27 protein-coding genes are annotated in these 26370 nt (G+C 60.6%); 13 read left to right on the top strand and 14 right to left on the bottom strand.

Annotated features, from left to right (window positions below):
- The first annotated feature begins 413 nt into the window (after positions 1–413).
- Complete coding sequence (locus tag AC4CWH_RS08605) at positions 414–653, top strand: hypothetical protein (protein WP_491321219.1); 240 nt, start codon at positions 414–416, stop codon at positions 651–653.
- Between the two features lie 99 nt (positions 654–752).
- Here the strand turns inward: AC4CWH_RS08605 and AC4CWH_RS08600 are convergent, their stop codons facing one another.
- From AC4CWH_RS08600 to AC4CWH_RS08590, 3 genes are all read right to left on the bottom strand, one after another.
- Positions 753–998 carry a DUF982 domain-containing protein gene (locus tag AC4CWH_RS08600; protein ID WP_491321218.1) on the bottom strand — a complete coding sequence of 82 codons (246 nt, stop codon included), beginning with the start codon at positions 996–998 and terminating at the stop codon, positions 753–755.
- Positions 999–1221: 223 nt separating this feature from the next.
- Positions 1222–1347 (bottom strand): hypothetical protein, encoded by a 126-nt coding sequence (locus tag AC4CWH_RS08595; protein WP_491321217.1) that lies wholly within the window; start codon positions 1345–1347, stop codon positions 1222–1224.
- 130 nt (positions 1348–1477) lie between these two features.
- On the bottom strand, positions 1478–1777 hold the full coding sequence (locus AC4CWH_RS08590) for a hypothetical protein (protein ID WP_491321216.1): 300 nt from the start codon (positions 1775–1777) through the stop codon (positions 1478–1480).
- Positions 1778–1907: 130 nt separating this feature from the next.
- Here AC4CWH_RS08590 and AC4CWH_RS08585 point away from each other — a divergent pair, with 130 nt between their 5' ends.
- Together AC4CWH_RS08585 and AC4CWH_RS08580 are read left to right on the top strand one after the other, a co-directional pair.
- On the top strand, positions 1908–2276 hold the full coding sequence (locus AC4CWH_RS08585) for a hypothetical protein (protein WP_491321215.1): 369 nt from the start codon (positions 1908–1910) through the stop codon (positions 2274–2276).
- A gap of 347 nt (positions 2277–2623) precedes the next feature.
- Complete coding sequence (locus tag AC4CWH_RS08580) at positions 2624–3268, top strand: hypothetical protein (RefSeq protein WP_491321214.1); 645 nt, start codon at positions 2624–2626, stop codon at positions 3266–3268.
- An 87-nt stretch (positions 3269–3355) separates the two neighbouring features.
- Here AC4CWH_RS08580 and AC4CWH_RS08575 read toward each other — a convergent pair whose 3' ends face one another.
- The 4 genes from AC4CWH_RS08575 to AC4CWH_RS08560 form a co-directional block, all read right to left on the bottom strand.
- The gene (locus AC4CWH_RS08575; protein WP_491281648.1) at positions 3356–4129 is read right to left on the bottom strand and encodes an amino acid ABC transporter ATP-binding protein; all 774 of its coding nucleotides are present in this window, start codon (positions 4127–4129) and stop codon (positions 3356–3358) included.
- Between the two features lie 13 nt (positions 4130–4142).
- On the bottom strand, positions 4143–5297 hold the full coding sequence (locus AC4CWH_RS08570) for an amino acid ABC transporter permease (RefSeq protein WP_491321213.1): 1155 nt from the start codon (positions 5295–5297) through the stop codon (positions 4143–4145).
- A gap of 3 nt (positions 5298–5300) precedes the next feature.
- Positions 5301–6494, bottom strand: a complete 1194-nt coding sequence (locus AC4CWH_RS08565; RefSeq protein WP_491321212.1) for an amino acid ABC transporter permease — start codon at positions 6492–6494, stop codon at positions 5301–5303.
- A 103-nt stretch (positions 6495–6597) separates the two neighbouring features.
- Complete coding sequence (locus AC4CWH_RS08560; RefSeq protein ID WP_491281645.1) at positions 6598–7623, bottom strand: amino acid ABC transporter substrate-binding protein; 1026 nt, start codon at positions 7621–7623, stop codon at positions 6598–6600.
- Between the two features lie 357 nt (positions 7624–7980).
- Between AC4CWH_RS08560 and AC4CWH_RS08555 the strand changes: the two genes are divergently transcribed.
- A complete protein-coding gene (locus tag AC4CWH_RS08555) occupies positions 7981–9171 on the top strand; it encodes a cystathionine beta-lyase (protein WP_491321211.1) in 1191 nt (396 codons plus the stop codon).
- Here the strand turns inward: AC4CWH_RS08555 and AC4CWH_RS08550 are convergent, their stop codons facing one another.
- Positions 9172–10338 (bottom strand): FAD-dependent monooxygenase, encoded by a 1167-nt coding sequence (locus AC4CWH_RS08550; protein WP_491321210.1) that lies wholly within the window; start codon positions 10336–10338, stop codon positions 9172–9174.
- Between the two features lie 11 nt (positions 10339–10349).
- A complete protein-coding gene (locus AC4CWH_RS08545) occupies positions 10350–10595 on the bottom strand; it encodes a zinc-finger domain-containing protein (protein WP_491321209.1) in 246 nt (81 codons plus the stop codon).
- A gap of 158 nt (positions 10596–10753) precedes the next feature.
- Between AC4CWH_RS08545 and AC4CWH_RS08540 the strand changes: the two genes are divergently transcribed.
- The 8 genes from AC4CWH_RS08540 to AC4CWH_RS08505 all read left to right on the top strand — a co-directional run bounded on the left by AC4CWH_RS08540 (position 10754) and on the right by AC4CWH_RS08505 (position 17814).
- The gene (locus AC4CWH_RS08540; protein ID WP_491321208.1) at positions 10754–11539 is read left to right on the top strand and encodes an alpha/beta fold hydrolase; all 786 of its coding nucleotides are present in this window, start codon (positions 10754–10756) and stop codon (positions 11537–11539) included.
- Positions 11540–11622: 83 nt separating this feature from the next.
- A complete protein-coding gene (gene cysE, locus AC4CWH_RS08535; protein ID WP_491281640.1) occupies positions 11623–12447 on the top strand; it encodes a serine O-acetyltransferase in 825 nt (274 codons plus the stop codon).
- Positions 12448–12646: 199 nt separating this feature from the next.
- Positions 12647–12850, top strand: coding sequence for a DUF3126 family protein (locus tag AC4CWH_RS08530; protein ID WP_210105165.1), 204 nt, complete (start codon positions 12647–12649; stop codon positions 12848–12850).
- A 264-nt stretch (positions 12851–13114) separates the two neighbouring features.
- Positions 13115–13465 (top strand): phasin family protein, encoded by a 351-nt coding sequence (locus AC4CWH_RS08525; RefSeq protein WP_491281639.1) that lies wholly within the window; start codon positions 13115–13117, stop codon positions 13463–13465.
- Positions 13466–13726: 261 nt separating this feature from the next.
- Positions 13727–14080, top strand: a complete 354-nt coding sequence (clpS, locus tag AC4CWH_RS08520; RefSeq protein ID WP_491321207.1) for an ATP-dependent Clp protease adapter ClpS — start codon at positions 13727–13729, stop codon at positions 14078–14080.
- Positions 14081–14089: 9 nt separating this feature from the next.
- Entirely contained in the window at positions 14090–16612 is a 2523-nt protein-coding gene (gene clpA / locus AC4CWH_RS08515; protein WP_491321206.1) for an ATP-dependent Clp protease ATP-binding subunit ClpA, read from the top strand.
- Between the two features lie 99 nt (positions 16613–16711).
- The gene (locus AC4CWH_RS08510) at positions 16712–17479 is read left to right on the top strand and encodes an AzlC family ABC transporter permease (protein ID WP_491321205.1); all 768 of its coding nucleotides are present in this window, start codon (positions 16712–16714) and stop codon (positions 17477–17479) included.
- A complete protein-coding gene (locus tag AC4CWH_RS08505; RefSeq protein ID WP_491321204.1) occupies positions 17476–17814 on the top strand; it encodes an AzlD domain-containing protein in 339 nt (112 codons plus the stop codon). Before AC4CWH_RS08510 ends, AC4CWH_RS08505 begins: the two co-directional genes overlap by 4 nt.
- Before the next feature lie 89 nt (positions 17815–17903).
- Here AC4CWH_RS08505 and AC4CWH_RS08500 read toward each other — a convergent pair whose 3' ends face one another.
- The 5 genes from AC4CWH_RS08500 to AC4CWH_RS08480 form a co-directional block, all read right to left on the bottom strand.
- Positions 17904–18314, bottom strand: coding sequence for an NUDIX domain-containing protein (locus tag AC4CWH_RS08500; protein ID WP_491321203.1), 411 nt, complete (start codon positions 18312–18314; stop codon positions 17904–17906).
- A gap of 7 nt (positions 18315–18321) precedes the next feature.
- A complete protein-coding gene (locus AC4CWH_RS08495) occupies positions 18322–19839 on the bottom strand; it encodes a DEAD/DEAH box helicase (RefSeq protein ID WP_491321202.1) in 1518 nt (505 codons plus the stop codon).
- A gap of 174 nt (positions 19840–20013) precedes the next feature.
- On the bottom strand, positions 20014–21411 hold the full coding sequence (locus AC4CWH_RS08490) for a M23 family metallopeptidase (RefSeq protein WP_491321201.1): 1398 nt from the start codon (positions 21409–21411) through the stop codon (positions 20014–20016).
- A gap of 84 nt (positions 21412–21495) precedes the next feature.
- Positions 21496–22359 carry a ferritin-like domain-containing protein gene (locus tag AC4CWH_RS08485; RefSeq protein WP_491321200.1) on the bottom strand — a complete coding sequence of 288 codons (864 nt, stop codon included), beginning with the start codon at positions 22357–22359 and terminating at the stop codon, positions 21496–21498.
- A gap of 13 nt (positions 22360–22372) precedes the next feature.
- Positions 22373–22840: a peroxiredoxin gene (locus AC4CWH_RS08480; RefSeq protein WP_491321199.1), complete on the bottom strand. Its 468-nt coding sequence runs from the start codon at positions 22838–22840 to the stop codon at positions 22373–22375.
- Between the two features lie 113 nt (positions 22841–22953).
- On the opposite strand from AC4CWH_RS08480, the gene AC4CWH_RS08475 reads away from it, so the two are divergent.
- The gene (locus AC4CWH_RS08475; protein ID WP_491321198.1) at positions 22954–26370 is read left to right on the top strand and encodes a hypothetical protein; all 3417 of its coding nucleotides are present in this window, start codon (positions 22954–22956) and stop codon (positions 26368–26370) included.

Genomic DNA, 26370 nt, shown 5'->3' with positions numbered 1-26370 from the left:
AAGCGGCAGCGGACACGGGCATCAATCTGCCTTTTCACGGGTTGGCGTCAGTGTGTGTTGTGCCAACGATCATAGACGCCGCAGGCCAGCACCAGGGCCAGAGCGGCGAGAATGTACGGATTAAGTGCGGTGACGAGTGTGAGATAGTGCATTGCCGGTCTCCTCAAACCGAAATGACGATGTGCCGGATGCGCTCCTCAACGCGCCGGCAGCTTCATGATAACAGGATTTTGATCGGCCGGCCACCATTTCCGGGTCGGGTGATCCATTGGCGTATTCGTACGTAATCATGTCTGCGGAAATATGTTTGCGGCGCCTGTCCGTTCAGTTTCCCGCAAGCTTCGTCCGCCACAACCGGAGGGGGACGGTAGGGGCAGAGTGTGGCATCGACATTGCGATTGATCAGAGGCGGTTTGTACGAACCGGCCGAAAAAACAGCGCCGCCGAGCGTTTCGGACGTCAGGCGCGAGGCGGCACGGCGCCTGCGGGAGCGGGGCTATGAATGGCAGCGGGTCCGCTCGCTTGGCCTTGGTGTGCGGATGCCGCAGGAAATGCGCGATTTAAAGCTTCGGATCAGCTATGTCGTGGATGCGCTGCTGGCAGCGCCGGAAATTCCCGAGCATTTTCGAGACGATGCCTATTGGCCGGTGTAAGGCGGCGCCAGCAAAAAGCCCCCGCATGGATGGTGCGGCGTTGCATGTCACGACCATCGCAATCACAAGGATTGCCGGGCCGTTTACCCCATAAATAAGTTAGGCCCGGATCAGAATGCCGGCCTCCGAGGCTGCATCGACGAAGGCCTTGCGGGCCTCTTCCGGCTTGCTCTTGCGGGCATCCACGGCGGCACAGAGGGGCAGGGCGCGGTCCAGCGCAGTGCCGTCTTCGGTCGGCCAGTCCTCGATCATCGCCCAGGCTGCAGCCTGCGTTGTGGTGATCAGGGTCTCTTCCGGCGGTTCGCCGATCCGGATTGCGACCGGTGTACTCCAGGGGGTGTTCATGGCTGTTTTCCGTTCTCACGACCGCAAGCGACGGCCGATCATCGCTGGTTAAGTCCCTTAAGTCCCATGACGCATCATGCGCTCTCGGCGCCGTAACGGCCAGACGCGGTGTGTAGCGAATGGCTCTGCCTGTCGCAAGGCAGGCATGGACCTTCAGGGCCGGATTTCACCGGACGGGTTCCTGTCCTGATCGAGGGCGGCTCAATCCAGGACATCAGCAGGTTCAGCGCTGGATGCGGGAAAATTCGATCGCAGGCCGTGGGTCGTGCCGGGCAAACTTGGCGGCAAGCGGAAGGGAAATGGCAAACAGGACAAGGGCAAGAACAAAGGCCGTTCCGTGCAGCGCCATGATATTCCCCCGTTTTGAATATGAACAAGGGTTAATATAAAGTGGTAAGCTTAACTGTACCTGAACACCCGCGCCGTCGGGGAGCGATGCCCCCGCAACAGCCCTTGAGGCCGAAGTCACGACATCCCTTCTAGTCGTTACGCCCTATCTCGATTTCCTCCTGCCGCAGTTCCGCTGCGTGTTCGAGGTTGACAGGGGTGGGAAGGGCGCTCCCGGCAAGGGGTGAGCGCCCTTTTTCGGGCGGCCGGGGCGGCAGCGCGTAACGGATCCGCACTGCCGATTGTCTTTCCTGTAGCAGGTCGAGAAAACGCTGGCGCAGCTGCGGCATCTCTATGGAGCCGGCAATCCAATCGTTCATGGCGGATAAAAATTGCGGATCCGTCTCGAATGCCATGCCACTGGCATCGAGCCGCTGGATGACCTGTTCCACGATCCTGCGTCTCTTGTCCTGCGTCATGCCTGCACTGCCATTGTCGATGCTGCCCGCATCTTGAAATCACCAGTGTCGCGCTGCCTGCTCTTCTGGAAGAGCAATTGCCTTGCACAGGCCGGAGACATTTTTGGCCACGCTGTTTGCACGGGCAAACAATGTCAAACGAATCGGCGCGTTTTCACTGTGGCGACATTCCTTGAACGCAAATGCGGCGCCGACGTGGTGGCGGCGACAGGCAGGCGTCAAATTCACTGGGGAAATGGGATTACCAGATACCGGTCTGGCGCCAGGTACAGAGGATGGCGATCACCGCGACCGCAAAGGCCACCCGCGCTGCAATCCGGATCAGGCTCTGGGCGGAAACATCTGCAAGGGGCGAAGGAATGGATGGTCCGGCAGCCTGTTCGGTCTGCCTTTTTGCGGAATCCAGTTGCACAATCGTCATGATTACTTTGTCTCGTCCACGGTTTCCGGGCAGATTACCCGTTTCTGTTGACTATCGTGTTACATCCTGACCCGTGGCTATCGTCGGCAACAATCCTTGCTGCATCAGGCGACGACCGATCCGGATAACTCGATACCTCCCGGTGTGAAGTAGCTCGTTTTTTTCTTTTTCAATGCCATGCTAACATGAAAGCGACCCGATGCTCGTCACGTTGTGTCGCATTTTGTAACTATTCGAAAATTGATGCCCCAAAGTCACACAGTCACCATATCGTGGCTGCGCTGCTGCCCGATTCTGAATTATAATGGTACAAGGATGTGAGGAGGACGCGGGGAGGGCGACGCCCGGTTCGGCAGATATGCCGTGCCGCAAACGAAACGCCAGAATGGGGGCTCGCCGTGATCACCCGCAAAATTCTTGCTCTTTGCGCATTCGCAGCCGCGCCGGTTTCCGTTTCAGCCGAGGAACCGTTGCTCATCTGGGCGCCGAGCAAAAGCTCCGACACATCCTATACGGCCCGGATGGGCCTTCGTATCCCGGGCTGGACCGCCGCATCGGCGGGTGTCGACATGGGTGTGACATCGGCCGTGGTCGGCGGGCCGGTGGACACGCCAGTCAAACTCTGGGGACGGGTGCGGGCGGAGGCCTTGCAGACGCCAGCGTCCCGCTTGAGCCGAGACGTCGATTTCACGCTCAACGCGCTGACTGGCAGCGCTGCGGCGCAGATGACCTATGCGGACCGGGAAATCCTGACGCCGGATCTCGACCTGGAGGTCAGTCGGAAATACACGCTGCGTTATGATGGGGCGGCACAAAGCTGGAGCGGCCTGGACATGAACCAGGCGCTGAAGCTGTCTTATGGCGATACGGGCTCTGCAATTCAGGTGAAAGCCGGCGCCATCGACAGTTTCAAGCGGCTTGGCGGCGGCATCGCTCTCGAGCAGAAGCTCGGCAAACAGTTCACGGTCACCGGCGAAATCAATCGCGCCGCCGGAGGCGATCCGGCCGCACGGGTCAACGCGCGTTACTTCTTCCGCTGGTAACCCGCGGGCAAGCCTTGCCGGTCCTTAGATGTGCCAAAGGGCGCACGTGGCGCCCTTTGTGTTCGTCTCGCCTGCCGATTGGAAAAATCAGTGCAGGATCTGGCTGAGGAACAGTCTTGTGCGCTCGTGCTGCGGATTGTCGAAAAATTCCGCCGGCGCGTTCTGTTCCACGATCTGGCCCTGGTCCATGAAGATCACCCGGTCGGCAACCTGGCGGGCAAAGCCCATTTCATGGGTCACGCACAACATGGTCATGCCTTCTTCGGCAAGGCTGACCATGGTGTCCAGCACTTCCTTGACCATTTCCGGATCGAGCGCCGAGGTCGGTTCGTCGAACAACATGATCTTCGGCTTCATGCAGAGCGAGCGGGCAATCGCCACGCGCTGCTGCTGGCCACCGGAGAGCTGGCCCGGATATTTGTTGGCCTGTTCGGGGATCTTGACCCGCTTCAGGTAATGCATCGCAACCTCTTCGGCTTCCTTCTTCGGCATCTTGCGCACCCAGATTGGCGCAAGCGTGCAGTTTTCCAGGATCGTCAGATGCGGGAAGAGGTTGAAGTGCTGGAACACCATGCCGACTTCGCGGCGCACTTCGTCGATCTTCTTCAGGTCGTTGGTCAGTTCAATGCCATCAACGACGATCTGGCCGGACTGGTGTTCCTCCAGCCGGTTGATGCAGCGGATCATCGTCGATTTGCCCGAGCCCGAGGGCCCGGCAATGACGATCCGCTCGCCGTTCTTCACCTTGAGGTTGATGTCGCGCAGGACGTGAAAATCCCCGTACCACTTGTTCATGGCGGTGATTTCAACAGCGATGTCGGTCTTGGAAGCCGGTTTTGCGGCGGGTGCGGCGTTTGCCATGTTTTTCCCCATTTTATCGTTTGTGCCCGGTGTCGAGATGCCGTTCCATAAAGGCGGAATAACGCGACATTCCGAAGCAGAAGACCCAGAACATGAACCCTGCAAAGATCAGGCCGGTCAAAGGTACGACGGGGCTGATCCAGCTCGGATCGCGGAAGTTCAGCTGTACGATGCCGAGCAGGTCGAACATCCCGATGATGGAAACGAGCGACGTATCCTTGAAGAGGCCGATGAAGGTGTTGACGATGCCGGGAATGACCAGCTTGATCGCCTGCGGCAGGATGATCAGCCGCGTCGTCTGCCAATAACTGAGGCCGAGCGATTCGGACCCTTCGGTCTGGCCCTTCGGAATGGCCTGCAGGCCACCGCGGATGACTTCCGCCATATAGGCCGAGGCAAACAGGGCCACACCAACAAGCGCGCGCAGAAAATTGTCGATCGTCCAGCCGGTCGGCAGGAAGAGCGGCAACATGACGTTTGCCATGAAGAGGACCGTGATCAGCGGAACGCCGCGGATGACTTCGATGAAGACGACGCAGATCGTCTTGATGACAGGCATTTTCGACCGGCGTCCGAGCGCGAGCAGAATGCCGAGCGGCAGTGACACGGCGATGCCGACGAAGGACAGGATGAGGGTGACCATCAACCCGCCCCAGAGCGGCGTTTCCACATGCGACAGCCCGAAGCCGCCGCTCAAGAGAAAGAAGGCAACGACCGGGAAAACGACGAAGAGAAGGAGAGCGTTCAGGCCCTTCTTCGGTGCCTTCGGAATGAGCATCGGTGCCAGAAGCGCGATGAACAGCCCAAGCGTCAGCAGCACACGCCAGCGCTGGTCGAGTGGATAACGCCCGAAGACAAACTGGGCAAAGCGGTCTTCGACGAAAGCCCAGCAGGCGCCGCTCCAGCCGTTCGGCTGGAGGCCGCCCTGGACCACGGTGGCGCAGACCGAACGGTCCGACCCGACCCAGCTTGCCTGGATGAACAGCCAGTTGATGATGCCCGGCAGCGCATAGGCGAGCAATGCGATCGCAACCAGCGTGAACACCACGTCCTTTGGCGTTGCCAGAAGATTGGCGCGGATCCAGGCGGCCGAACTTCTGGAATTGTCGGGGGCCGGTTCAGGCGGCAGCATGCTGTCGCGGACGTAGGAAAGATTGCGTGTTTCCATGGTTTACCGCTCCACCAGGGCCATTTTGGCATTAAACCAGTTCATGAAGAGCGAGGTCGTGATGCTGATCGTCAAGTAGACGACGAGCCAGATGGCAACCACTTCCACAGCCTGCCCCGTCTGGTTGAGCGTCGTGCCGCCGGTTGAAACGAGGTCCGGAAAACCGATTGCGATACCAAGCGACGAGTTCTTCGTGAGGTTGAGATACTGACTGGTCAGCGGTGGAATGATGATGCGCATGGCTTGTGGCACAACGACCAGTCGCGTCGCCTGCGAGGGCTGGAGACCAAGGGCTGCAGACGCTTCCGACTGGCCTTTGGCAACGCCGCCGATGCCGGCACGGATGATTTCCGCAATGAAGGCCGCGGTATAGAAGGAGAGGGCGAGATAAAGCGCCACGAATTCCGGTGCGATGACGGCGCCGCCCGACAGGTTGAAGCGGCCTTCGACGGGAATATCGAAAGTCAGCGGCGAACCGGCGGCAAGGAAACCGATGAGCGGCAGGCCGATGATCAGTCCAAGGGTGGTCCAGCCGCTGGGAAACTGCTGGCCGGTGGCCATCTGCCGGCGTTTGGCCCATTGCGAAACGGCAATCGACAGAAGCACGGCGGCCACAAAACCAATGACCATCAGGCCCGAGCCTTCACCCCAGATCGGCTTCGGGAAGGTGAGGCCGCGATTGCTGAGGAAGATGTTGAACGGTGCCTGGATTGCATCGCGCGGCTGCGGCAGTGTCGACAGAACGCCGGAATACCAGAAAAAAATGACGAGGAGCGGCGGAATGTTGCGGAAGACTTCCACATAAACCGTGCAGAGCTTTGCAATCAGCCAGTTCTTCGACAGGCGCCCGAGCCCGACGATGAAGCCGATAATGGTCGCCGTCACGATGCCGCACGCAGCAATCAGCAATGTGTTCAACAGGCCGACGATAATGGCGCGGCCATAGGTCGAATCGCTCGAATAGGCGATCAGTGACTGGCCGATATCGAAGCCGGCGCGGCTGCCGAGAAAGGCGTAGCCGGAAGCCGTGTTGGACTGCGCCAGGTTGGTCGTGACGTTATGGTAGATTTCGATGATGAAGAAAGCCGTGATGACGACTGTGACGATCTGGAAGAAGAGGCTTCGAACCTTGGGATCGTAGACCAGGGATCGGAGGGTGCGTCCGCGCGTGGGCGCATTGATGGCGTGGTCTGTCATGCGTGCCAATTTCCCCGCAAGGCCTTAAGGCCGTTATTTTCTAATTATGCTAAGGGTATAGAGGCGAGGCGGCAGTGCCGCCCCGCCGGGTATCAGGATGCGATCAACGGACCGGCGGTGCGTACTGCAGGCCACCCTTGGACCACAGGGCGTTCAGACCACGTTCGATTTTGAGGGGCGAGCCCTTGCCGATGTTGCGTTCAAAGACTTCGCCGTAATTGCCGACGCCCTTGATGATGTTGTAGGCCCAGTCGTTGGTCAGGCCGAGATCGGTGCCGATCTTGGAGTCCTTTTCAACGCCGAGGAAACGCTTGACATCAGGGTTGGTGGTGGACTTGCGGATCTCGTCGACATTGGCCTGCGTGATGCCGAATTCTTCAGCCTGGATCATCGCGTAGTGGGTCCACGAGACGATGTCGAACCACTGGTCGTCGCCCTGGCGAACGGCCGGGCCAAGCGGCTCCTTGGAGATGATTTCCGGCAGAACGACGTGATCATCCGGATTCGTCTGGCCAAGGCGAACAGCATAGAGGCCCGACTGGTCGGTGGTGTAGACGTCGCAACGGCCAGCGGCGTAAGCAGCGTTCACTTCTTCGAACTTTTCGAAGACGACCGGGTTATACTGCAGGTTGTTGGCCTTGAAGTAGTCGGCAAGGTTCAGTTCGGTCGTGGTGCCGGACTGGACGCAGACGGCAGCGCCCGACAGTTCAAGCGCCGACTTGACGTTCAGGCTCTTCGGAACCATGAAGCCCTGGCCGTCGTAATAGTTGACGGTGCGGAAGTTCAGGCCAAGGGCTGTGTCGCGGCTGATCGTCCAGGTGGTGTTGCGGAACAGAACGTCGCCTTCACCCGACTGCAGCGCCGGGAAACGGGTCTGGCCCGTCGTCGGCGTGTACTTGACCTTGGTGGCGTCGGCAAAGATTGCCGAAGCGACGGCCTTGCAGTAGTCGACGTCGAAACCGGTCCAGTTACCGGATGCGTCCGGCGAAGCAAAGCCGGCAAGACCGGTGTTCACAACGCACTGAACGAAACCCTTGGCCTTGACGTCGGCAAGCGTGGCAGCGGAAGCAGCCGAGGCGGCGCCAAGGACTGCCGCGCCAATCGCAGCTGACAGAATCGTCTTTTTCATTTTTCCCAACCTTTATCTCTTGTTTTTGATAGACCCAAAGCCTTGCCGCCGATCCGGGGATCAGCAACGAAAGGCCGCCCGCAAGGCCTCCCGAGACGAGCTGCCTGTATCACAGTCGGAAATATGTGCAGGGGTCAAGTCTTGCACTTTAAATTAGCGCCTCAAATCCGACAAATTGCCGTGGGTAGATGATATATTAGGCAGGGTGTCAGATTTTATGCAGCCTATGCTTAAACGAGCGACAGCGGCTCCGGTTGTAGCGCATAGGTAGCAAGCGCCGCTGTCTGCCGGGCTTGACCGGCGTCCCCTCTGCCTTCAAAACTTCGGCGGTCGTCAATACGAAAGCCGCAGTTTCCCATGAAAAACAAAGAGACCTACCTCACCGGCGCCGGTGATAACACGCGCCTTGCTCATCTCGGCCATGATCCCATGAGTTATCATGGCTTCGTCAACCCGCCGGTGGTCCACGGCTCGACGGTGCTTTTTCCCGACTGCAAGACGATGGAAAGCCGTGACCAGAAATATACCTATGGCACGCGGGGGACGCCGACGACCGATGCCTTGTGCGATGCGTTAAATGCGCTGGAAGGCTCGGCCGGCACCGTTCTGGTGCCGTCAGGGCTTGCCGCCATCAGCGTGCCGTTCCTCGCCTATCTCTCGAGTGGCGACCACGCGCTGATCGTCGATTCGGTCTACGCGCCGTGCCGGCATTTCTGCGATACGATGCTGACGCGCATGGGTGTGGAGATCGAATATTACGATCCGGCGATCGGCTCGGGCATCGAATCTCTCATTCGCCCCAACACGCGGCTCGTCCACACGGAAGCGCCGGGCTCCAATACGATGGAAATGCAGGATATCCGCGCCATCGCCGATGCCGCGCACCGGCATGATTGCGTGGTGACGATCGACAATACCTGGGCGACACCGCTTTATTTCCGTGCGCTGGATTTTGGCGCCGATGTGACGATCCATGCAACGACGAAATATCCGTCCGGCCATTCCGATATCGTGATGGGCTCGGTTTCTGCCAATGAAAAACATTGGCCGCGCCTGCACGAGGCAACGATCACGCTCGGCATCTGCGGCGCGCCTGATGACGCCTACCAGATCCTGCGCGGCCTGCGCACCATGGGCGTGCGGCTTGTACATCATCAAAAGAGCGCGCTTGAGATGGCTCGCTGGCTTGAGGCCCGCAACGACGTTGCCCGCGTGCTGCATCCGGCGCTGGAAAGCTTTCCCGGCCACGCGCTGTGGAAGCGCGATTTCAAGGGATCCAGCGGCGTCTTTTCCTTCGTTCTGAAGGCGGATGGGCCGGAGCATTTTCGTGCGAAGGCGCATGCCTTCCTGGATGCGCTGTCGATCTTCGGGCTCGGCTATTCCTGGGGTGGTTACGAGAGCCTTGCGGTGAAGGTCAATCTCGGTGACCGCACTATCGCCAAGGCGCCGACCGAGGGGCCGGTGATCCGCCTGCAGATCGGCCTTGAAGATGTTGTCGATCTTCAGAAGGATCTGGAAGCGGGTTTTGCAGCCGCTGCCGCCGTCTGATCAGACGCCGGCCTCATAACCATAGAGCCAGTCGAGATCCGCCGCGAGCGCTTGCGGCGGACGCAGGGCAAGCACGAGGTCGCGGCCGACACGCAGCGGCCCGCGCACGTGATAGGCAAAACGGTTGAACGCGCCGCGGTTGCGGACCCGGGCGATGCGCGCCTTGCGCGATGTTTCGTAGCTGGACAGCGCATCGCCAAGGGCAGGTGTTGCGGCAAGCCGTGCCGCAAGCTCCCAGCCATCCTCGATGGCCATGGCCGCACCCTGGGCTGCAAACGGCATCATCGCATGGGCGGCATCGCCAACCAGCACGATATCGCGGCCGTTCTGCCAGCGCCCGTCGCTCACCTGATAGAGCGGCCAGAATTTCCCCGATTCCATACCCGTCAGCAGTGACAGGATCTCGGGGTGCCAGCCCTTGAACTGGCGCAGCAGCATGCGCTTCTGCTCCATGCTGGCATGCACTTCCCAGGTTTCACCGGGGCTGACGCCGCTTGCGATGGCAACGACGTTAAAGCCGCCGGCTTCGCGCAGCGGATAACAGACCAGATGGCAGGAGGGGCCGACATAAGCCGTCACCGCCTGCGGCATCAGGAAAGACGGCGCCTTTTCTGCGGGAACGGTGAAGCGCCATGCGACATTGCGCGAAAAATCCGGCTCCGGCGCATTCTCGATTTCATCGCGTATGCTCGACCACACGCCATCGGCGCCGATGATGACATCTGGCGTGCTGCCGATCATGCTTTTGATCGAGGTGCGGCAATTCTGCCCGATCCGCTGGCCCAGATGCAGGCGGCAAAGCGGGTTGTTTTCCACGGCTGCCTGCAGCACATGCTGAAGGGTCGCCCGGTGCATGACGCCGTACGGTGCGCGCCAGCGCTCACGCGCAAACCGGCCGACCGGCACATGCGACAGCTGGCGCAGCGATTTTCCCGAGGAGATCGCGATGCGCTCCGGCTCCGTCCAGACCGCCTCTAGACCTGAGAGAACGCCGAGCCGCGCCAGGATGCGGCTGGCATTGGGCGAGATCTGCAGGCCCGCACCCACTTCTGCCAGATGCGGTGCCTGCTCGATGATGTCGGAGCGGATACCGCGTACGGCAAGCGCCAGCGCCGTCGTCAGGCCGGCCATGCCGGCGCCGACAATGGCTGCATGTGTGATCGCCATGGCGTTTCGGTTCAGGCAGCTTTGACGTGGAAGGTGCAGCCGGCCGGAATCGTGTCTTCGGCTTTCAGCGCCGGATTGTAGCGATAAAGCGTCGAGCAGTAGGAACAGACTTTTTCGTTGTCGTCGCCCATGTCGATATAGATGTGCGGATGGTCGAAGGGAACGTTGGCCCCGGTGCACATGAATTCCTTCACGCCCACCTCGATGAGGCGATGTCCACCGTCGTTCTGGAAATGGGGAATACCGTGACCGGCCATGTTTGAACTCCAATGCTTGTAATCTGCGCCGACATTACAGAGGCATGCCGCGAAAGTGTAGGGGGAAACATCGCCCACAGGCGGGATTTTGTCGCCTTGCCTGTTCAGGCCAGCTGTCACATGGCTTATGGTCTCGCCCGCGAAAGGAAGCCTGCCTCATGAACCTCAATGCTCCCGAATTTCAGAAATTTACCCATCAGGATCTGCAGCTTGCCTATTTCGACGAGGGCAATCCCTCCGGCGAGCCGGTGTTGCTGATCCACGGCTTTGCCTCCACCGCCAGCGTCAACTGGGTTTATCCCGGCTGGCTGAAGACGCTGGCCGATGCCGGTTATCGGGTGATCGCCATCGACAATCGCGGCCATGGCGCAAGTGACAAGCCGCGTGATCCGGAAGCTTACCGCCCCTGGGTCATGGCGGGCGATGCGATTGCGCTGCTCGATCATCTCGGCATCGATGAGGCGCATTTCATGGGTTATTCGATGGGCGCGCGCATCTCGACCTTTGCAACGCTTGGCCATCCGGAGCGCGTCCGCTCGCTGGTGCTCGGCGGTCTCGGCATTGGCATGACCGACGGCGTTGGCGACTGGGATCCGATTGCCGATGCGCTTTTGGCCGCATCGCCGGACGAGATCACGCATGCACGCGGCAAAATGTTCCGGACCTTTGCCGACCAGACGAAGAGCGACCGCGAGGCGCTGGCCGCCTGCATTCGCGGATCACGCGATCTCGTCTCGCGCGAGGATATCGCAAAAATCACGGTTCCGACGTTGATCGGCGTTGGGACGAAGGACGATATTGCAGGGTCCCCGCAGGAACTGGCAGCGCTGATGCCAAATGCGCGTGCCCTCGACATCCCCAACCGCGATCACATGCTGGCTGTCGGCGACCGGGTGCTGAAGGCTGCAGTTCTCGACTTTTACCGCGAAATTGCCGGCGGCTGACCAAGGCGCGAACGTTTCGCCGGCATTGGTGTTTGGCAAAGAATGTTCTATATACTGGCCTCTGCGCAAACGAGGATACTGCCATGTCGGCACGCACTGAAATTCGCCCCAAGGAGCCGATCGCCTCGGTCGATCCGATCTGGGATACGTTGCGGCACGAGGCGCAGGCCAGCGCCGAGCGTGATCCGCTGCTGGCGGCTTTCCTCTATTCGACGGTGCTCAACCACCGTTCGCTGGAAGATAGCGTAATCCACCGGATCTGCGAACGGCTGGATCATCCGGACCTTCAGGCGGTGCTTCTGCGCCAGACGTTTGAGGAAATGCTGGATGACTGGCCGGAATGGGGCGCGATCCTGCGCGTCGACATCCAGGCCTATTACGACCGCGACCCGGCCTGCCTGCGCTTTCTCGAGCCGGTGCTCTATTTCAAGGGCTTTCACGCCATCCAGACGCACCGTCTGGCGCATTGGCTGATGAAACGTGAGCGGCGGGACTTTGCCATGTATCTGCAAAGCCGCGCCTCCAGCGTCTTCCAGACGGACATCAATCCGGCAGCGCGCATCGGCAAAGGCATTTTCCTTGATCATGCCACCGGCTTCGTGGTCGGCGAGACGGCTGTTATCGGCGACAATGTGTCGATCCTGCATGGCGTGACGCTCGGTGGCACCGGCAAGGAAGGCGCGGACCGTCATCCGAAGATCGCAAACGGCGTGCTGATCGGCGCGGGTGCAAAAATCCTGGGCAATATCGAGATCGGCCATTGCTCACGCGTGGCGGCCGGTTCCGTCGTTTTAAAGCCGGTACCACCGAAAACCACAGTCGCTGGCGTGCCGGCGAAAGTGGTAGGAGAGGCGGGGTGTTCGGAACCCTCGCGCCTGATGGACCAGATCCTGCGCTCGGAAGACTGATCTCGGTTTCCGGAGGGTTTGCCTGCCGAGGGGTTGATCGGCGGTCGCAGGCGTCTATGTCGCTTGCACCGGCGGCTTTGCCGGGCGCTCGAAACTACGTGCGCGCGGACAGGCAAAGGATCATGGGCGGACGTTCTTTACTTTCGCCTTTGTCCCATGCCAAAAGCCCCGCAACGAGAACACTGACGGAGAGACACCAGTGAAAGCCGATGAAATCAAGAAGCTCGATGCCTATTTCAAGCGGGTATTCAACCCCACGATGAGCGTCCGGGCACGCCCCCGCAAGGATGATTCGGCAGAGGTCTATGCCGGCGATGAATTCCTCGGCGTTGTCTATGTCGATGATGAGGACGATGAGCGGTCCTACAACTTCTCGATGGCAATCCTCGACGTCGATCTCTGATCGGTCGTTTGCCCTGACGATCCTCGCGACGCTTTCTCCGGAAAGAAAATAGCGCGGTCCGGATCACGATTTCGAAAACGGCGGGCGCCTTGCGACCCGCCGTTTTTTATGGGTTTTGGCAGTCATTTTTGCGGATGCGCAAACAGGTGCCGCGGCATTTGGTCTTCGCGCATTTCTTCGCAGCTGCGGCACGATTCCACTCTTGACTTTTGCACTGCGGAATCATTCCATAAGCAAGTGGGAATGCACCCATAGGAGGCGGAAATGTTCAATCTCGATGAAGCCAGCCGGAAGAACAAGGAAGCAGTCGACGGGCTGCTGAAAAACTATGCCGAGGTGACGAAGGGCTTTCAGGCCATTGCGTCGGAAACGGGCGATTATTCCAAGAAGTCGATGCAGGAGCTTACCAGCTTCATGGAACAGCTGATGGCTGTGCGCAGCATCGAGACAGCGTATGAGTTGCAGACCAAGTTTGCCAAGACCGCTTATGAGGCATTCGTCGCGGAAGCGACCAAGATCGGCGGCATGTACACCGATCTGGCCAAGAATGCCTACAAGCCCTACGAGCTGCCGGCAGCGCGGGCAACGGCGGTGGTGGTGTCCAACGCCGCCTGATCCCGACAACCGATCGCATCCAGGCTTGAATGGAAACCAAAAGAACCGGTTGCGTTTCTGGCGCAACCGGTTTTTGATTCTGCCCATTCACGGCAATGCCGCTTATTTCCCCCGCTATCGGCATGTTCCTGAGGAATAGTGATTGCGCGATGGCGAGAGGGGCTTAAAATCGCGCTTCGACGAACTAGATAAGTGCTTCTGATGTCCGGCTCCGGCTGTTCGTTCGAACGAGCTGCCGGACTGTTGGGGAATGATAGAAAGATGATCGCATTGCCGATCTACATGCAAGACGAGAAGAACGGACAGGGAGACAGCGGCAATCGCGGCACCTCGGTCATCACACGGACCAAGGCGAAGACGAAAAAGCCCAATCTCTACCGCGTGCTTCTGCTGAACGACGATTACACACCGATGGACTTCGTCATTCATATTCTGGAGCGTTTTTTCCAGAAGGACCGCGAAGCGGCCACCCGTATCATGCTGCACGTTCACAATCACGGTGTCGGCGAATGCGGGGTCTTTACGTACGAGGTCGCTGAGACCAAGGTGAGCCAGGTCATGGATTTTGCCCGCCAGCACCAGCACCCGCTGCAATGTGTCATGGAAAAGAAGTGAGGAACCGACGTGCCAACATTTTCGCCTAGTCTCGAAAAGGCGCTGCATCAGGCACTGACCTTCGCCAATGAGCGGCACCACGAATATGCCACCCTGGAACACCTGCTCCTGGCTTTGATCGACGATGCCGATGCCGCTGCCGTGATGGGAGCCTGCAATGTCAATCTCGACGTCCTGAAGAAAACAGTCTCCGATTACGTCGATAACGAACTCGCCAACCTGATCACCGGGTATGACGAGGATTCCAAGCCGACCTCCGGCTTCCAGCGCGTCATCCAGCGCGCCGTTATCCACGTGCAATCCTCCGGTCGCGAAGAAGTGACCGGCGCCAACGTGCTCGTGGCCATCTTTGCCGAGCGCGAAAGCCATGCGGCCTATTTCCTGCAGGAGCAGGAGATGACCCGCTACGATGCGGTCAATTACATCAGCCATGGCATCGGCAAGCGTCCGGGCGCCTCCCAGGTGCGCCCGCCACGCGGTGCCGAAGACAGTGATGCGGATGCAAAGCCCGGTCGCGAGCAGGAAGAAAGTTCTGCCAAGAAGCCTCAGGATGCGCTGAAGGCCTATTGCGTCAATCTGAACGAAAAAGCCGTCAATGGCCGGATCGACCCGCTGATCGGTCGTCATCAGGAGGTGAACCGCACCATTCAGGTGCTGTGCCGCCGCTCAAAGAACAACCCGCTTTATGTGGGCGATCCCGGCGTCGGCAAGACGGCCATCGCCGAAGGCCTTGCCAAACGCATCGTTGAGGGCAAGGTGCCGGAAGCGCTGGCGGATGCCACCATCTTCTCGCTCGACATGGGCACGCTGCTTGCAGGTACGCGCTATCGCGGTGACTTCGAGGAACGCCTGAAGCAGGTGGTGAAGGAACTGGAAGAGTTTCCGGGCGCCGTTCTCTTCATCGACGAGATCCATACGGTGATCGGTGCCGGTGCGACGTCGGGGGGCGCCATGGATGCGTCGAACCTGCTGAAGCCGGCGCTGTCTTCGGGCGCCATCCGCTGCATCGGGTCCACCACCTACAAGGAATATCGCCAGTTCTTCGAAAAGGACCGGGCACTCGTGCGTCGTTTTCAGAAGATCGACGTCAACGAACCCTCCATCGATGATGCCATCGAGATCATGAAGGGCCTGAAGCCGTATTTCGAGGAATATCACAAGCTGCGCTATACCAACGAGGCCATCAAGGCCGCGGTGGAACTGTCGTCGCGTTACATTTCCGACCGCAAGCTGCCGGACAAGGCGATCGACGTGATCGACGAGACCGGCGCTGCCCAGATGCTGTTGCCGGCCTCCAAGCGTCGCAAGCTGATCACCGAAAAGGAGATCGAGGTCACCATCGCCACGATGGCGCGCATTCCGGCCAAAACCGTCTCCAAGGACGATGAGGCCGTGCTGGCGAACCTCGAAAAGGAACTGCGCTCGGTCGTCTACGGGCAGGATGCCGCCATCGAGGCGCTATCGACAGCGATCAAGCTGGCGCGTGCCGGTCTTCGCGAGCCCAACAAGCCGATCGGCTCCTACGTGTTTTCCGGCCCGACGGGTGTGGGCAAGACGGAAGTGGCAAAGCAGCTCGCCTCGTCGCTCGGCGTCGAGCTTCTGCGCTTCGACATGTCGGAATATATGGAGCGGCACACGGTGTCGCGCCTACTCGGCGCACCTCCCGGTTATGTCGGTTTCGACCAGGGCGGTCTCTTGACCGATGGCGTCGACCAGCATCCGCATTCGGTCGTGCTGCTCGATGAAATCGAAAAGGCGCATCCGGACATCTACAACATCCTGTTGCAGGTGATGGACCATGGCTCGCTCACCGACCATAACGGCAAGAAGATCGACTTCCGCAACGTCATCCTGATCATGACGACGAATGCGGGCGCATCGGAAATGGCAAAGGCTGCCATCGGCTTTGGCTCTTCCAAGCGCACCGGCGAAGACGAGGAGGCATTGAACCGCCTGTTCACGCCGGAATTCCGCAACCGTCTCGATGCAACGATCCCGTTTGCGCCGCTGCCGACCGACGTGATCCATCAGGTCGTGCAGAAGTTCGTCATGCAGCTGGAAAGCCAGCTGTCGGAACGCAACGTGACCTTCGACCTGCATCAGGATGCCATCGCCTGGCTTGCGGAAAAGGGTTACGACGAGCGTATGGGGGCCCGCCCGCTGTCGCGCGTCATCCAGGAGCACATCAAGAAGCCGCTCGCCAACGAGATCCTGTTCGGCAAGTTGCGCAAGGGGGGCGTCGTCAAGGTGACGGTGGGAACGAAGCCCGATGGAACCAACGGGTTGATCCTCGAATCGATTGCCGAGGCAGCACCCGTGAAGCCCAAGCCGGAAGCCGAAGTGGAAGCCGTCGAAGAGGACGGCACGACGGCCAAGGCAAAACCGGGCAAGGCAAAGGCGGAGCCGAAGTCACCGTCGTCCAAGGGCAAGGCCGCAAAGGCCCGGTCCGAGGCCGAGGCGGACGTGCTGACCGAGGAGAAGGAAAAGCCACGCAAGGGCTCGACCGTTCCGCGGGTGCCGAAGACGAAATGATCGATCCGATCTGACAATTCTGTGCCGGGGCTTCAAAAAGCCCCGGCATTGCCTTTTCTGCATGCCGGTCGGTTGCGAACGGCCATACCGGACAATTCGATGCCTCCTTCCGATCCTGACGTGCGCTCCAGCGTCTCCTGGTTTTTCACCGGCATGCGCGGCATTACCTCGCTTCCGGCGCTCATTCTCATGACATCCTTTGTCGGCTTCAGCGCCTTTGCGCTGGAATCGGGCATTACCCGCAGCCAGGCGGTGTTCATGACGCTGTCGGTCTGGGCGCTGCCGGCCAAGATGATCCTCATCGGCACCATGGCCGGTGGCGCGCCGCTTGCGGCAAGTTTTCTCGCCGTCACGCTCTCTTCCATCCGCATGATGCCGATGGTTGCCTCGATCATGCCTGATATGAAGAACGAGAAGAGCCCGACATGGCTTCTGCTCTTCCTGTCGCATTTCGTCGCGATCACCTCTTGGGTCTTTGCCATACAGCATCTGAACGATGTGCCGCGAGACAAACGAACCGCCTATTTCGCCGGTTTTGCCATCACGCTGACGCTGGTGAACGCCGTCATCGTCGGGGTCTGCTACGGCATCGTGGCGCAGTTTCCGCCTGTCGTCGCCGGCTGCCTGTTCATGCTGACGCCGGTTTATTTCTTCGCCTCGATCTGGGCTTCGGCACGCCATTCGGTGGTGAAACTTGCCTTCGTCATCGGTGTGGTGATGGGGCCGGCGATGGCGCTGATCGAGCCGGAATTCGATATCCTCTACGCCGGCGTCGGCGGCGGAACCGTCGCCTATCTCATCGACCGCTTTTTCGTGCGCCCGCGCCGCGCGGGCTTGCGCGAGACTCGGCTGGAGGAAGGACCATGAACAGCGAAACCTGGTGGTGGACCTATCTCGTCATCATCGTTGCCGGCTGGCTGGCAACCGATCTCTGGCGCTGGCTTGGCGTGCTCGTTGGCAACCGGCTGGATGAAGATTCCGAAGCGCTGCATTGGGTGAGGGCGGTTGCCACAGCACTTGTGATGGCGGTGACGGCAAAACTCGTTGTCTTTCCAACCGGTACGCTTGCCGGTTCGCCGCTCTGGCTGCGGCTTGCAGCCCTTGGGCTGGGATTTGCAGCTTTCCTGCTTGCAGGCCAACGCGTCATCGTCTGCGTTGCTGTGTCGATTGCAACCCTGTCGGCCGGCCTGCTGCTGCTCTGATTTTTTCAGGCGGCCTCTATCGGAGAGGCGCTCGGCGGCGATCATGTTTGCCGGCACGCAATCGACCTCATGGCCGCTCGTGCGAAAATTTAGAGATGTTTCAGTGCGTCGCGCGCAAAGGCCGACAACGGCTGCGGCAGGTCGTCGGGCGCAAACCAGCCCATGGCCGAGAGCTTGTCGGGCTCGGTCAGTTGCGGCTCGCCGGAAAAATCGGAGGTGATGTAGATCATCGACAGCCAGTGCTGGCGGTCGGCCTCGATGCGCTGTTCGCTGACGCAGAGGAAATCGACGTGACCGATGGAAAGGCCTGTTTCTTCCTCGGCCTCGCGGCGTGCCGCGTCGGCCGAGTGTTCCATATGGTCAATCTTGCCGCCGACGATGTTCCAGAAGCCGGCCTCTGGCGCTTTGACGCGTTTGTAGAGAAGGAGACGGCCATCGTCGCGGCGGATCAGAAGACCCGCCCCGACGCCTGGAAAATCAGATCCCGGCCGTGGCGACATCGGCTATTCAGCCCTTGGCGCCGGCAACGATCAGCATGAATGCGGGAATGTCGTCGCCGAAGCCAACAGGCGTCGGGCCGTCATCGTGGTCGCGGTGATGACGCTGGCGGCGTTCGCGCTGGTCATCATTGGCAGGGCTCTGCTGGCGCACCGCATTGCGGGCACCGTGCTGGGGCTTGCGATTGTCCGCCTTGGGCTGCTGCTCAGTATTCACGCTATCCGTCCTTGCTTCGATGATCGTGGTCGCTTCTTCGATGAGGGCCGGAGTTTCCGGCTGGCGGACCTCCGCCTTCGGAACGGCGGAACGACGTCCGCGGCCCCGGTCCTTGTCGCGATCACGGCCCTTGGAGCGGGGGCGGTCGCTTTCCTGGCTTTCCATCGGCGCGGGAAGTGCCGAGATATCGCCGTCCTGCCATTCGATCTTGTTGCCGATCAGCTTCTCGATGGCATCGAGAAATTTCGTGTCCGTCTTGGTCACCAGCGTGAAGGCCCGGCCGGAACGTCCGGCGCGTCCGGTGCGGCCGATACGGTGGACATAGTCTTCCGCATGGATCGGCACGTCGAAATTAAAGACGTGGCTGACGTCTGGAATATCAAGGCCGCGGGCGGCCACGTCGGAGGCCACCAAAAGAGTGATCGCATTGGCCTTGAAGCCAGCCAGCATATCGGTGCGCGAACGTTGGTCCATGTCGCCATGCAGGGCACCGACGGAAAAACCGTGGCGTTCGAGCGAGCGGAACAGATCCGCCACATCCTTCTTGCGGTTGCAGAAGATGATGGCGTTCTTCAGGTCGTCCTGCGCACGGATGAGATCGCGCAGGATGGCGCGCTTCTCGTAATCCTTGTTGTGCGCGGCAACGAGACGCTGCGTGACAGTGAGCGCCGTCGACGAGGGCTTTGCCACCTCGATACGCTCCGGGTTCTGCAGGAAGCGATCGGCCAGCTTCTGGATTTCCGGCGGCATGGTGGCCGAGAAGAACAGGGTCTGGCGGGTGAACGGGATCATCTTGGCGATGCGTTCGATATCGGGGATGAAGCCCATGTCGAGCATGCGGTCGGCTTCGTCGATGACAAGAATTTCAACACCGGTCATCAGAAGCTTGCCGCGCTCGCAATGGTCGAGCAACCGGCCGGGGGTGCAGATCAGAACGTCTGCGCCACGCTCCAGCTTGCGGTTTTGCTCCTCGAAGGAGACGCCGCCGATGAGAAGAGCCACGTTCAGCTTGTGGTTCTTGCCGTATTTTTCAAAGTTTTCTGCAACCTGGGCTGCCAGTTCGCGCGTCGGCTCAAGAATGAGAGTGCGCGGCATACGTGCCCGCGCTCGGCCCTTTTCCAGGAGGGTCAGCATCGGCAGCACGAAGGATGCCGTTTTGCCTGTCCCGGTCTGCGCGATGCCGCAGATGTCGCGACGCTGCAGGGCAGGCGGAATGGCGCCAGCCTGGATCGGCGTGGGTATTGTGTAACCCGCGTCAGTGACGGCAGAAAGGACTTTCTGGCTCAGGCCAAGATCAGCAAATGTGGTCAAAGAAAAAACTATTTCCGTTCCGGTTCATGAAGAACGCTGTGAGTCGGAACCGCTTGGCGTCCGACGATGGGCGCGACATAGGCGCAATATGGCCTAAAGTCAAGAAAACAGCGCTGTAAGCGGCCGGATTGGTAAATCCGCCCGCAATAAAGATCAAACTGGAACACGTTCAGCTCATTTCAAGTAGGTCGTCAGCTTCATCCCCGCATTGAGGAAGTGAACGGGGTCTGTCGCCTCGCCATCACGGCGCACCTCGTAATGTACGTGCGGGCCGGTGGAGCGCCCGGTCGAGCCTGCCCTTGCGATCGCGTCTCCACTGGCCACCGTCTCGCCTTCCGACACGAGAATGCGCGACAGATGGCCGTAGCGGGTGGTGATGCCGTGCCCGTGATCGATCTCCACCATGTTGCCGTAACCGCTGTTGTAACCGGCGGTGATGACCCGGCCGGCACCGGTTGCATGCACGTCGGCCCCAGTTTCTGCCTGGAAGTCGACGCCCGCATGCAGCGCAAGCCGACCGAGAAACGGGTCGATACGATTGCCGAAACGGCTGGTGATCTCGTGTCCGGGGGCCGGGTTGCCATAGGGGAGGGCGATGGCTGTCTGGCGAACGGTTTCAAGCCGCGTCAGGGCGGTGTCCAATTGGTCAAGCTGGTTGTCGAAGGGGTCGGTTGCCGCGGGCTCCACAAACGGACCGCCAATACCGCCCACTGAGCCGCCCGCTGGCGCTCCAGTCTGCGTACCGTCCGCTGGCGCCTCTGCCAACGGCGGCTGGAGCGAAACCCCGGTACGCCGCATGATGGCTGCCATTGCGTCTGCCGTCTCATCGGCGTTTTCGGTGAGACCGCGGATGCGCGCCAGTTGTTCCTGCTCAATGGTCTTCAGCGACCGCGCCACTTTGGAAACTGCGCGGCTTGCCCGTTCCGCCACACCTTCGCCGGGCAGGGGTTGGTCGCGAAGAGGCACGAAGCCGAGCGTGGCCGGGGCGCCGTTCGGCCCCGCCGCCGGCGTGGTTTCCGGCATGATCAGCCGCTCGATGGCTTTCAGGGCCCGGTTTCGGCCCGCCGGATTTTCGGTCGTGTTGTGTTGCTGGTAGGCCTGGGCGAGACCGGTTTCAGCAAGTGGCTCGTCGCTGGCAAGCTCGTGTCCGTTGAGAGGGGTGAGGCCTGAGGCTTCGGCGCGTTGAACGAAGTCGCCAAGCTTTCCATGCCTGGAAAAAAGCGTTTCCTGCTGTTCGAGAAGCAGCTCTACCTTGTCTTCTACCAGCTTGCGGTCGATCAGCTGACGTGACGTGATGCGGTCGATCTCGGCGCGCAGCGTTGAAATGCGGCCCTCATAGTCGTGCTGTATGCGTGCCTGCCTTGCCATCGAGGCGCCGATCAGGTCGTCGCGGAAGACGAGATAGGTGGTGGCGGCGAGATAGGCGATGGAGAGAACGCCAAACAGCGTTACGCCGCCCGCGACCATCCAGGGGCGAAGGGTGACATGACGCACGGTGTTGCCGGATGCCAGGATGAGAACGGGTCTTGTGGCTTTCCTGCCAAAGACGCTGTTGTCGCCAGCCTTCGCCACGTTCGTCTCCCAGCCAATCCTTAAGGGCCTTCTCTTTAGAAGATTAGAACCTGTTAAGGTTAACGAAGCGTTACATGGTGTGTATCAGGCGTTGCTGGTGGCCGTCAGTGCCCGGTAGAAGGAGGGTGTGAGGCCGGCTTCGGCGCGGGCGAGATCGTTGAAAGGCGGCTTCAGCGCGCCGCGGAAATTGGCCCGCACGAGATCCCGGAACGTGGCTGCCGGGTCCTTGCGTTCACGCGCGCAGAGAAAACGAAACCATTTGGCGCCGATGGCGACATGGCCTTTCTCGTCGGTGTAGATGACGTCCAGCACGGCGGCCGTTTCATGGTCGCCGGTCTCGCGCATCTTGGCCTGCAGCGAGGGCGTTACGTCAAGCCCGCGGGCCTCAAGGATCAGCGGCACCACGGCAAGGCGTGCGGTCAAATCGTTGCGGGTGGAATGGGCAGCCTGCCAGAGGCCGTCATGGGCGGGCATGTCGCCATAATCGGCACCCAGGTCGTTCAGCCGCTTGCGCACCATGCGAAAATGTTTGGCCTCCTCGAACGCCACCTGCATCCAGCCATCGAAGAAGGAATTCGGCACCGGTTCGGTTGCATAACGCGCGACAATATCAAGCGCGAGATCCACGGCATTCAACTCGATATGGGCGATGGCATGGAGGATAGCGATGCGGCCCTTGACCGTGTGAAGGGACCGCTTTTCGACAAGCTTCGGCGGCACCAGCTCCGGCTTTGCCGGGCGCCCGGGGCGGTCGGCAAGTGGCGGATCGAGTGGGGAGCGAAGCGACAGGCGCCGCTCGAACCAGCGGGTGGCCGTCTGCTGCGCCAGTTCCGTCTTCACGTCGAGATCAGCCGACGAAATGGCAAGTATGGCGCCGGCGCGCAGCGACGATACCGGCGGCAGCGGGATTTTGGGTGTGGCTTCTTGTGGGAGCGGGGCCTCTGTCATGGCCCCGTCCTTGTCACAAGGCCTTCACCGCTTCAAGCACTTCCTGCGCATGGCCCTCGACCTTCACCTTCGGCCAGACGCGGGCGATTGTGCCATCGGTTGCGATGAGGAAGGTGGATCGCTCGATGCCCATATAGCTCTTGCCGTACATGCTTTTCTGTTTCCAGACGCCATAGGCATTGGCCGCCACCTGTTCCTCGTCGGCGGCAAGCGCCACAGACAGGTTATGCTTCTTTACAAACTTGTCGTGCTTGGCCGCCGAATCAGGGGATACGCCAACCACGGTGGCGCCCAGTTTTTCGAACTCGGCGGAAAGCGCTGTAAACTGCAGCGCCTCGGTGGTGCAGCCGCTGGTGTCGTCCTTGGGGTAAAAGTAGAGAACCACCGGTGCGCCTTTGAGGGCCGACAGCGTGATTTCACCGCCGCCATCGCGGGGGAGGGTAAAATCCGGGGCTGGCATGCCGCTTGCTAGTTCCGACATAGTTTTCCTTTCTTTCGCCTGCATGTTGGGTAATTGTCGCCGCAATCGATATATACTGGCGCGACATTGGTCCAGATCACCCGAATCACGGGTGACGCACGCTTTGGAGAAACATGGCGGAAATCAGAGGGGAAAAGGTCAGCTTCCGCCGGAAGGATTTGGTGGCGCTGCATGAGCTTCCCTCGGCGCAGGCGCATGATCCGCTGATCGTGCACTGCCCGCGCGAGCGTTCGCGTGCGCAAGGCATCCTGCGCTTCTGTCTGCTGTTTTTGGCGCTTTGTGCCGGTGCGGTGGTAAGCGGCTTTTTTGCCATCGAAACAGGCACCATTGACGGCGCGCTCAATGCGCGCGCGCAGAGCGCCCTCTCCAACGCCATCGGCAATCGCTACAGCGCAACGGTCGGCTCCACCGCCATCCGCTTCGATCATGATTTTCGCCTGGCGCTCGAAGCCCGGGACGTCGATATCGTTGAGGTCGCGACCGGCGAACACCTGACGCGCACCGCCGCCATCCGCCTTGCCATCGATCCGCTGGCGCTGATCAGCGGTCGCGTCACCATCCGGCGCATGGAGGCCGACAATATCTCGCTCGATACGGCACTCCTGCCATCAGGCGATCCGATGGACCTGTCGAAGACGCGTGTCGACCGCTTGCCGGCAGCGCTCGAACAGGCGTTCCAGCGGCTGGACGAGGCGCGCGGCATTATCGAGCGCACCGGAACCGGCCTTGTGCGCATCAACGGCATCAACATCCAGTTTCCGCCGGACCGTGAAGGCAAGGTTTCCACGCTTCTCATCAATGACCTGAAGCTGACGCTGACGCAGGAAGGCCTGGTGGCGCTCACCGGCATCATGGAACTGGATGGGCGGCGTGCTGATCTCAATGTGCAGGCAACCGCCGTCAATGGCGTGACGCGAGCCCTGAAAGCGCACGTGGCCGGCCTCGACATGACGCCCTTCCTGCTGCAGCGCATGCCCGACGGTGCGCCGCGCGAGGGGCTTCAGGGTGCCATCGACGTCGATATCAACGCGACACGCGATACGCAGGAAACCGAGCCTGTGATCGAGGCGAGCATTCACCATGCGCCGGGCTTTTTCTATTTCGATGGCGTCGGTCAGGAACTGTCGGGCGCGGAAATCCACACCGCCTATGATTTCACCCGAAATTCCATCGAGATCCGGCCGTCGAAATTCCGCTTCGGGCCGACCGTCCTGCCGCTGACCGGCGCCATCGTCGATCTCGACCGGCTGAATCCTGCCGAAAAGCGCCCCGGTTTTGGCCTCAGCACGCTGATCAGCGGCGGCCATGCGCAGGCCGCCAATGGCGGCGAGGAACCGGTTCTGTTCGATCTCACTGCCAGCGGCCGTTATTTCTCGGCCGACCGCGTGCTCGAATATGATGACATGAAGGTTTCGAGCCCCGCCGGCCAGATGGCGGGCTCGCTGAAGGTGCATTTCCCCGGCGTCGTCTCGCCGGAAATCAGTTTTGGTGCGCAGTTGCCGCGCATGGATGTGGCCGGCGTCAAGCAGCTTTGGCCGTTCTGGATGGCGCGCAAGGCGCGCGACTGGGCCGTCGCCAATATGTTCGGCGGAACAGTCACCAATGGCTCGATTTCGGTCTTCATCCCGGCCGGGCGGATGCATGGGCCGGGCATCCCCCTGCAGCTCGACAGCAACGAGCTGAACATCGTCTTCGACATTGCCGATACCCGGCTGACCCTTCCCGGAGACCTGCCACCGGTGCGCGATCTCGCCGGCCATGTGGACGTGCGTGGCGAACGTATCGAAGTGGGGGTGAAAAAAGCAGCGTCCTATTTTCCCTCCGGACGTAGCGTAACCGCAGACGGCGGCAAGTTTGCCATTGCCTCCACCTACACACAGCCGCTGATGGCCGATCTTGCGCTCGACGTGTCGGGTTCTGCCGATGCGCTGGCGGAACTTGCAAGCTTCAAGCCGATCGAAGGCCTGAAGAATACGCCCTTCAAGCCCGAAGACTTCAAGGGGGATGGCCGCGCGGCAGTCAAGGCCCGCTTTGGCCTGGTCAGCGCCCAAAATCCGCCCAAGCCCTCCTTTTCGGCCAATATCGATCTCCTGAACGTTGATGTCGGCCAACCGATTGCCGGGCGAAAGATTGGCAATCTGGAGGGTGATCTCGATATCGACGGAAGTGCTGCCCGTCTCTCCGCCAAGGGCACCATCGATGCCGTTCCGGCGCAGATCAAGCTTGTCGAGCCGATCGGCAAGACGTCGGAGGTGGCGCGAGACCTGGTGGTCACGGCATCGCTCAACAATGAGCAGCGGGAAAAACTGGCGCCCGGCCTGTCCGATATCATCAACGGCACCGTGGGCGTGGAGGTCAAACGCATCGATGATGACCGCCAAAGCGTCAAGCTCGATCTCGGGCGCGCGGTGCTGTCCGTGCCGGGGGTCGGCTGGACGAAAGGAAGCGGCATTCCGGCAACTGCTGCGTTTGAACTGAGCGAAAAAGACGGCGGCGCCGATATTCATGGGCTGGATGTGACCGGCGATGGTTTTGGCGTGCGCGGCGACCTGAAGATGGGGAGCGGCGGGCTGGTCTCTGCCGATTTCTCGCAGGTCCGCCTGTCACCTTCCGATGACCTTGCCGTGTCCGTGCGACGATCCAAGGGCACCTATGATATTTCCGCCTCCGGCAAGGCCGCCGACCTGCGTCCCGTTCTCCAGCAGATCCGTGCCCAAGGCGGCGGCAGTGGCAGCGGCAGTGGCGGCAAATCCTCCGGCAGCGCACGTGTGCGGGCAAAACTCGACCGCGCCATCGGCTTCAACGACGAAAGCCTCGGCAATGTCGATTTCTCGCTTTCGCTGCGCGAGGGCAAGCTGAGTGCGGTGGACTTGAACGCGGTGACCGGTAGCGGGCAGGCTGTTGTGGCCCAGACGGCCGGCAGCGACGGCGGTGAAGTTATCACATTGACCAGTGGGGACGCCGGTGCGCTTGTGCGTTTCGCCAATCTCTACGATCACATGCGCGGCGGATTGCTCAACATTCGCCTCAACAACGAAGCGGCGGGAGACATGAGTGGGTCGGTCGATATCCGCAGCTTCTCGCTGGTGAACGAAAACCGCCTGCAATCCATCGTCTCCACGCCGGTCGGCGAGGACGGGCGAAGCCTCAATGCGGCGGTGAAGCGCGACATCGATGTCAGTTCGGAAAAATTCCAGCGCGCCTTTGCCCGCGTTGTTTATCGCGGCGGTGCGCTTGGTGTTGAAAACGGCGTCGTGCGCGGTGAGCAGATCGGTGCGACATTTCAAGGCATGCTGCGCGATGCCGCAGGCAATATGGACATGACCGGAACCTTCATGCCCGCCTATGGCCTCAACCGGCTGTTTGCGGAATTGCCGATCATTGGTGCCATTCTCGGCAATGGCCGCGACCGCGGACTTTTGGGCATCACCTTCAAGGTCGTTGGTCGCTTCGACCAGCCGAAACTGACGATCAATCCCCTATCGATCATTGCGCCCGGCGTTTTCCGCCAGATCTTCGAGTTCCAGTAA

The sequence above is a fragment of the Neorhizobium sp. PAMB6716 genome (assembly GCF_058242805.1).
This window is presented reverse-complemented; position numbering and strand designations above follow the sequence as displayed.

What these genes read in the sequence shown, in the direction of transcription:
- AC4CWH_RS08600 (WP_491321218.1), bottom strand. Translation starts at nt 998, where the DNA reads ATGAACACCCCCTGGAGTACACCGGTCGCAATCCGGATCGGCGAACCG.
- AC4CWH_RS08595 (WP_491321217.1), bottom strand. Translation starts at nt 1,347, where the DNA reads ATGGCGCTGCACGGAACGGCCTTTGTTCTTGCCCTTGTCCTGTTTGCC.
- AC4CWH_RS08575 (WP_491281648.1), bottom strand. Translation starts at nt 4,129, where the DNA reads ATGGCAAACGCCGCACCCGCCGCAAAACCGGCTTCCAAGACCGACATC.
- AC4CWH_RS08570 (WP_491321213.1), bottom strand. Translation starts at nt 5,297, where the DNA reads ATGGAAACACGCAATCTTTCCTACGTCCGCGACAGCATGCTGCCGCCT.
- AC4CWH_RS08565 (WP_491321212.1), bottom strand. Translation starts at nt 6,494, where the DNA reads ATGACAGACCACGCCATCAATGCGCCCACGCGCGGACGCACCCTCCGA.
- AC4CWH_RS08560 (WP_491281645.1), bottom strand. Translation starts at nt 7,623, where the DNA reads ATGAAAAAGACGATTCTGTCAGCTGCGATTGGCGCGGCAGTCCTTGGC.
- AC4CWH_RS08555 (WP_491321211.1), top strand. Translation starts at nt 7,981, where the DNA reads ATGAAAAACAAAGAGACCTACCTCACCGGCGCCGGTGATAACACGCGC.
- AC4CWH_RS08550 (WP_491321210.1), bottom strand. Translation starts at nt 10,338, where the DNA reads ATGGCGATCACACATGCAGCCATTGTCGGCGCCGGCATGGCCGGCCTG.
- AC4CWH_RS08545 (WP_491321209.1), bottom strand. Translation starts at nt 10,595, where the DNA reads ATGGCCGGTCACGGTATTCCCCATTTCCAGAACGACGGTGGACATCGC.
- AC4CWH_RS08540 (WP_491321208.1), top strand. Translation starts at nt 10,754, where the DNA reads ATGAACCTCAATGCTCCCGAATTTCAGAAATTTACCCATCAGGATCTG.
- cysE (WP_491281640.1), top strand. Translation starts at nt 11,623, where the DNA reads ATGTCGGCACGCACTGAAATTCGCCCCAAGGAGCCGATCGCCTCGGTC.
- AC4CWH_RS08525 (WP_491281639.1), top strand. Translation starts at nt 13,115, where the DNA reads ATGTTCAATCTCGATGAAGCCAGCCGGAAGAACAAGGAAGCAGTCGAC.
- clpS (WP_491321207.1), top strand. Translation starts at nt 13,727, where the DNA reads ATGATCGCATTGCCGATCTACATGCAAGACGAGAAGAACGGACAGGGA.
- AC4CWH_RS08510 (WP_491321205.1), top strand. Translation starts at nt 16,712, where the DNA reads ATGCCTCCTTCCGATCCTGACGTGCGCTCCAGCGTCTCCTGGTTTTTC.
- AC4CWH_RS08505 (WP_491321204.1), top strand. Translation starts at nt 17,476, where the DNA reads ATGAACAGCGAAACCTGGTGGTGGACCTATCTCGTCATCATCGTTGCC.
- AC4CWH_RS08500 (WP_491321203.1), bottom strand. Translation starts at nt 18,314, where the DNA reads ATGTCGCCACGGCCGGGATCTGATTTTCCAGGCGTCGGGGCGGGTCTT.
- AC4CWH_RS08485 (WP_491321200.1), bottom strand. Translation starts at nt 22,359, where the DNA reads ATGACAGAGGCCCCGCTCCCACAAGAAGCCACACCCAAAATCCCGCTG.
- AC4CWH_RS08480 (WP_491321199.1), bottom strand. Translation starts at nt 22,840, where the DNA reads ATGTCGGAACTAGCAAGCGGCATGCCAGCCCCGGATTTTACCCTCCCC.
- AC4CWH_RS08475 (WP_491321198.1), top strand. Translation starts at nt 22,954, where the DNA reads ATGGCGGAAATCAGAGGGGAAAAGGTCAGCTTCCGCCGGAAGGATTTG.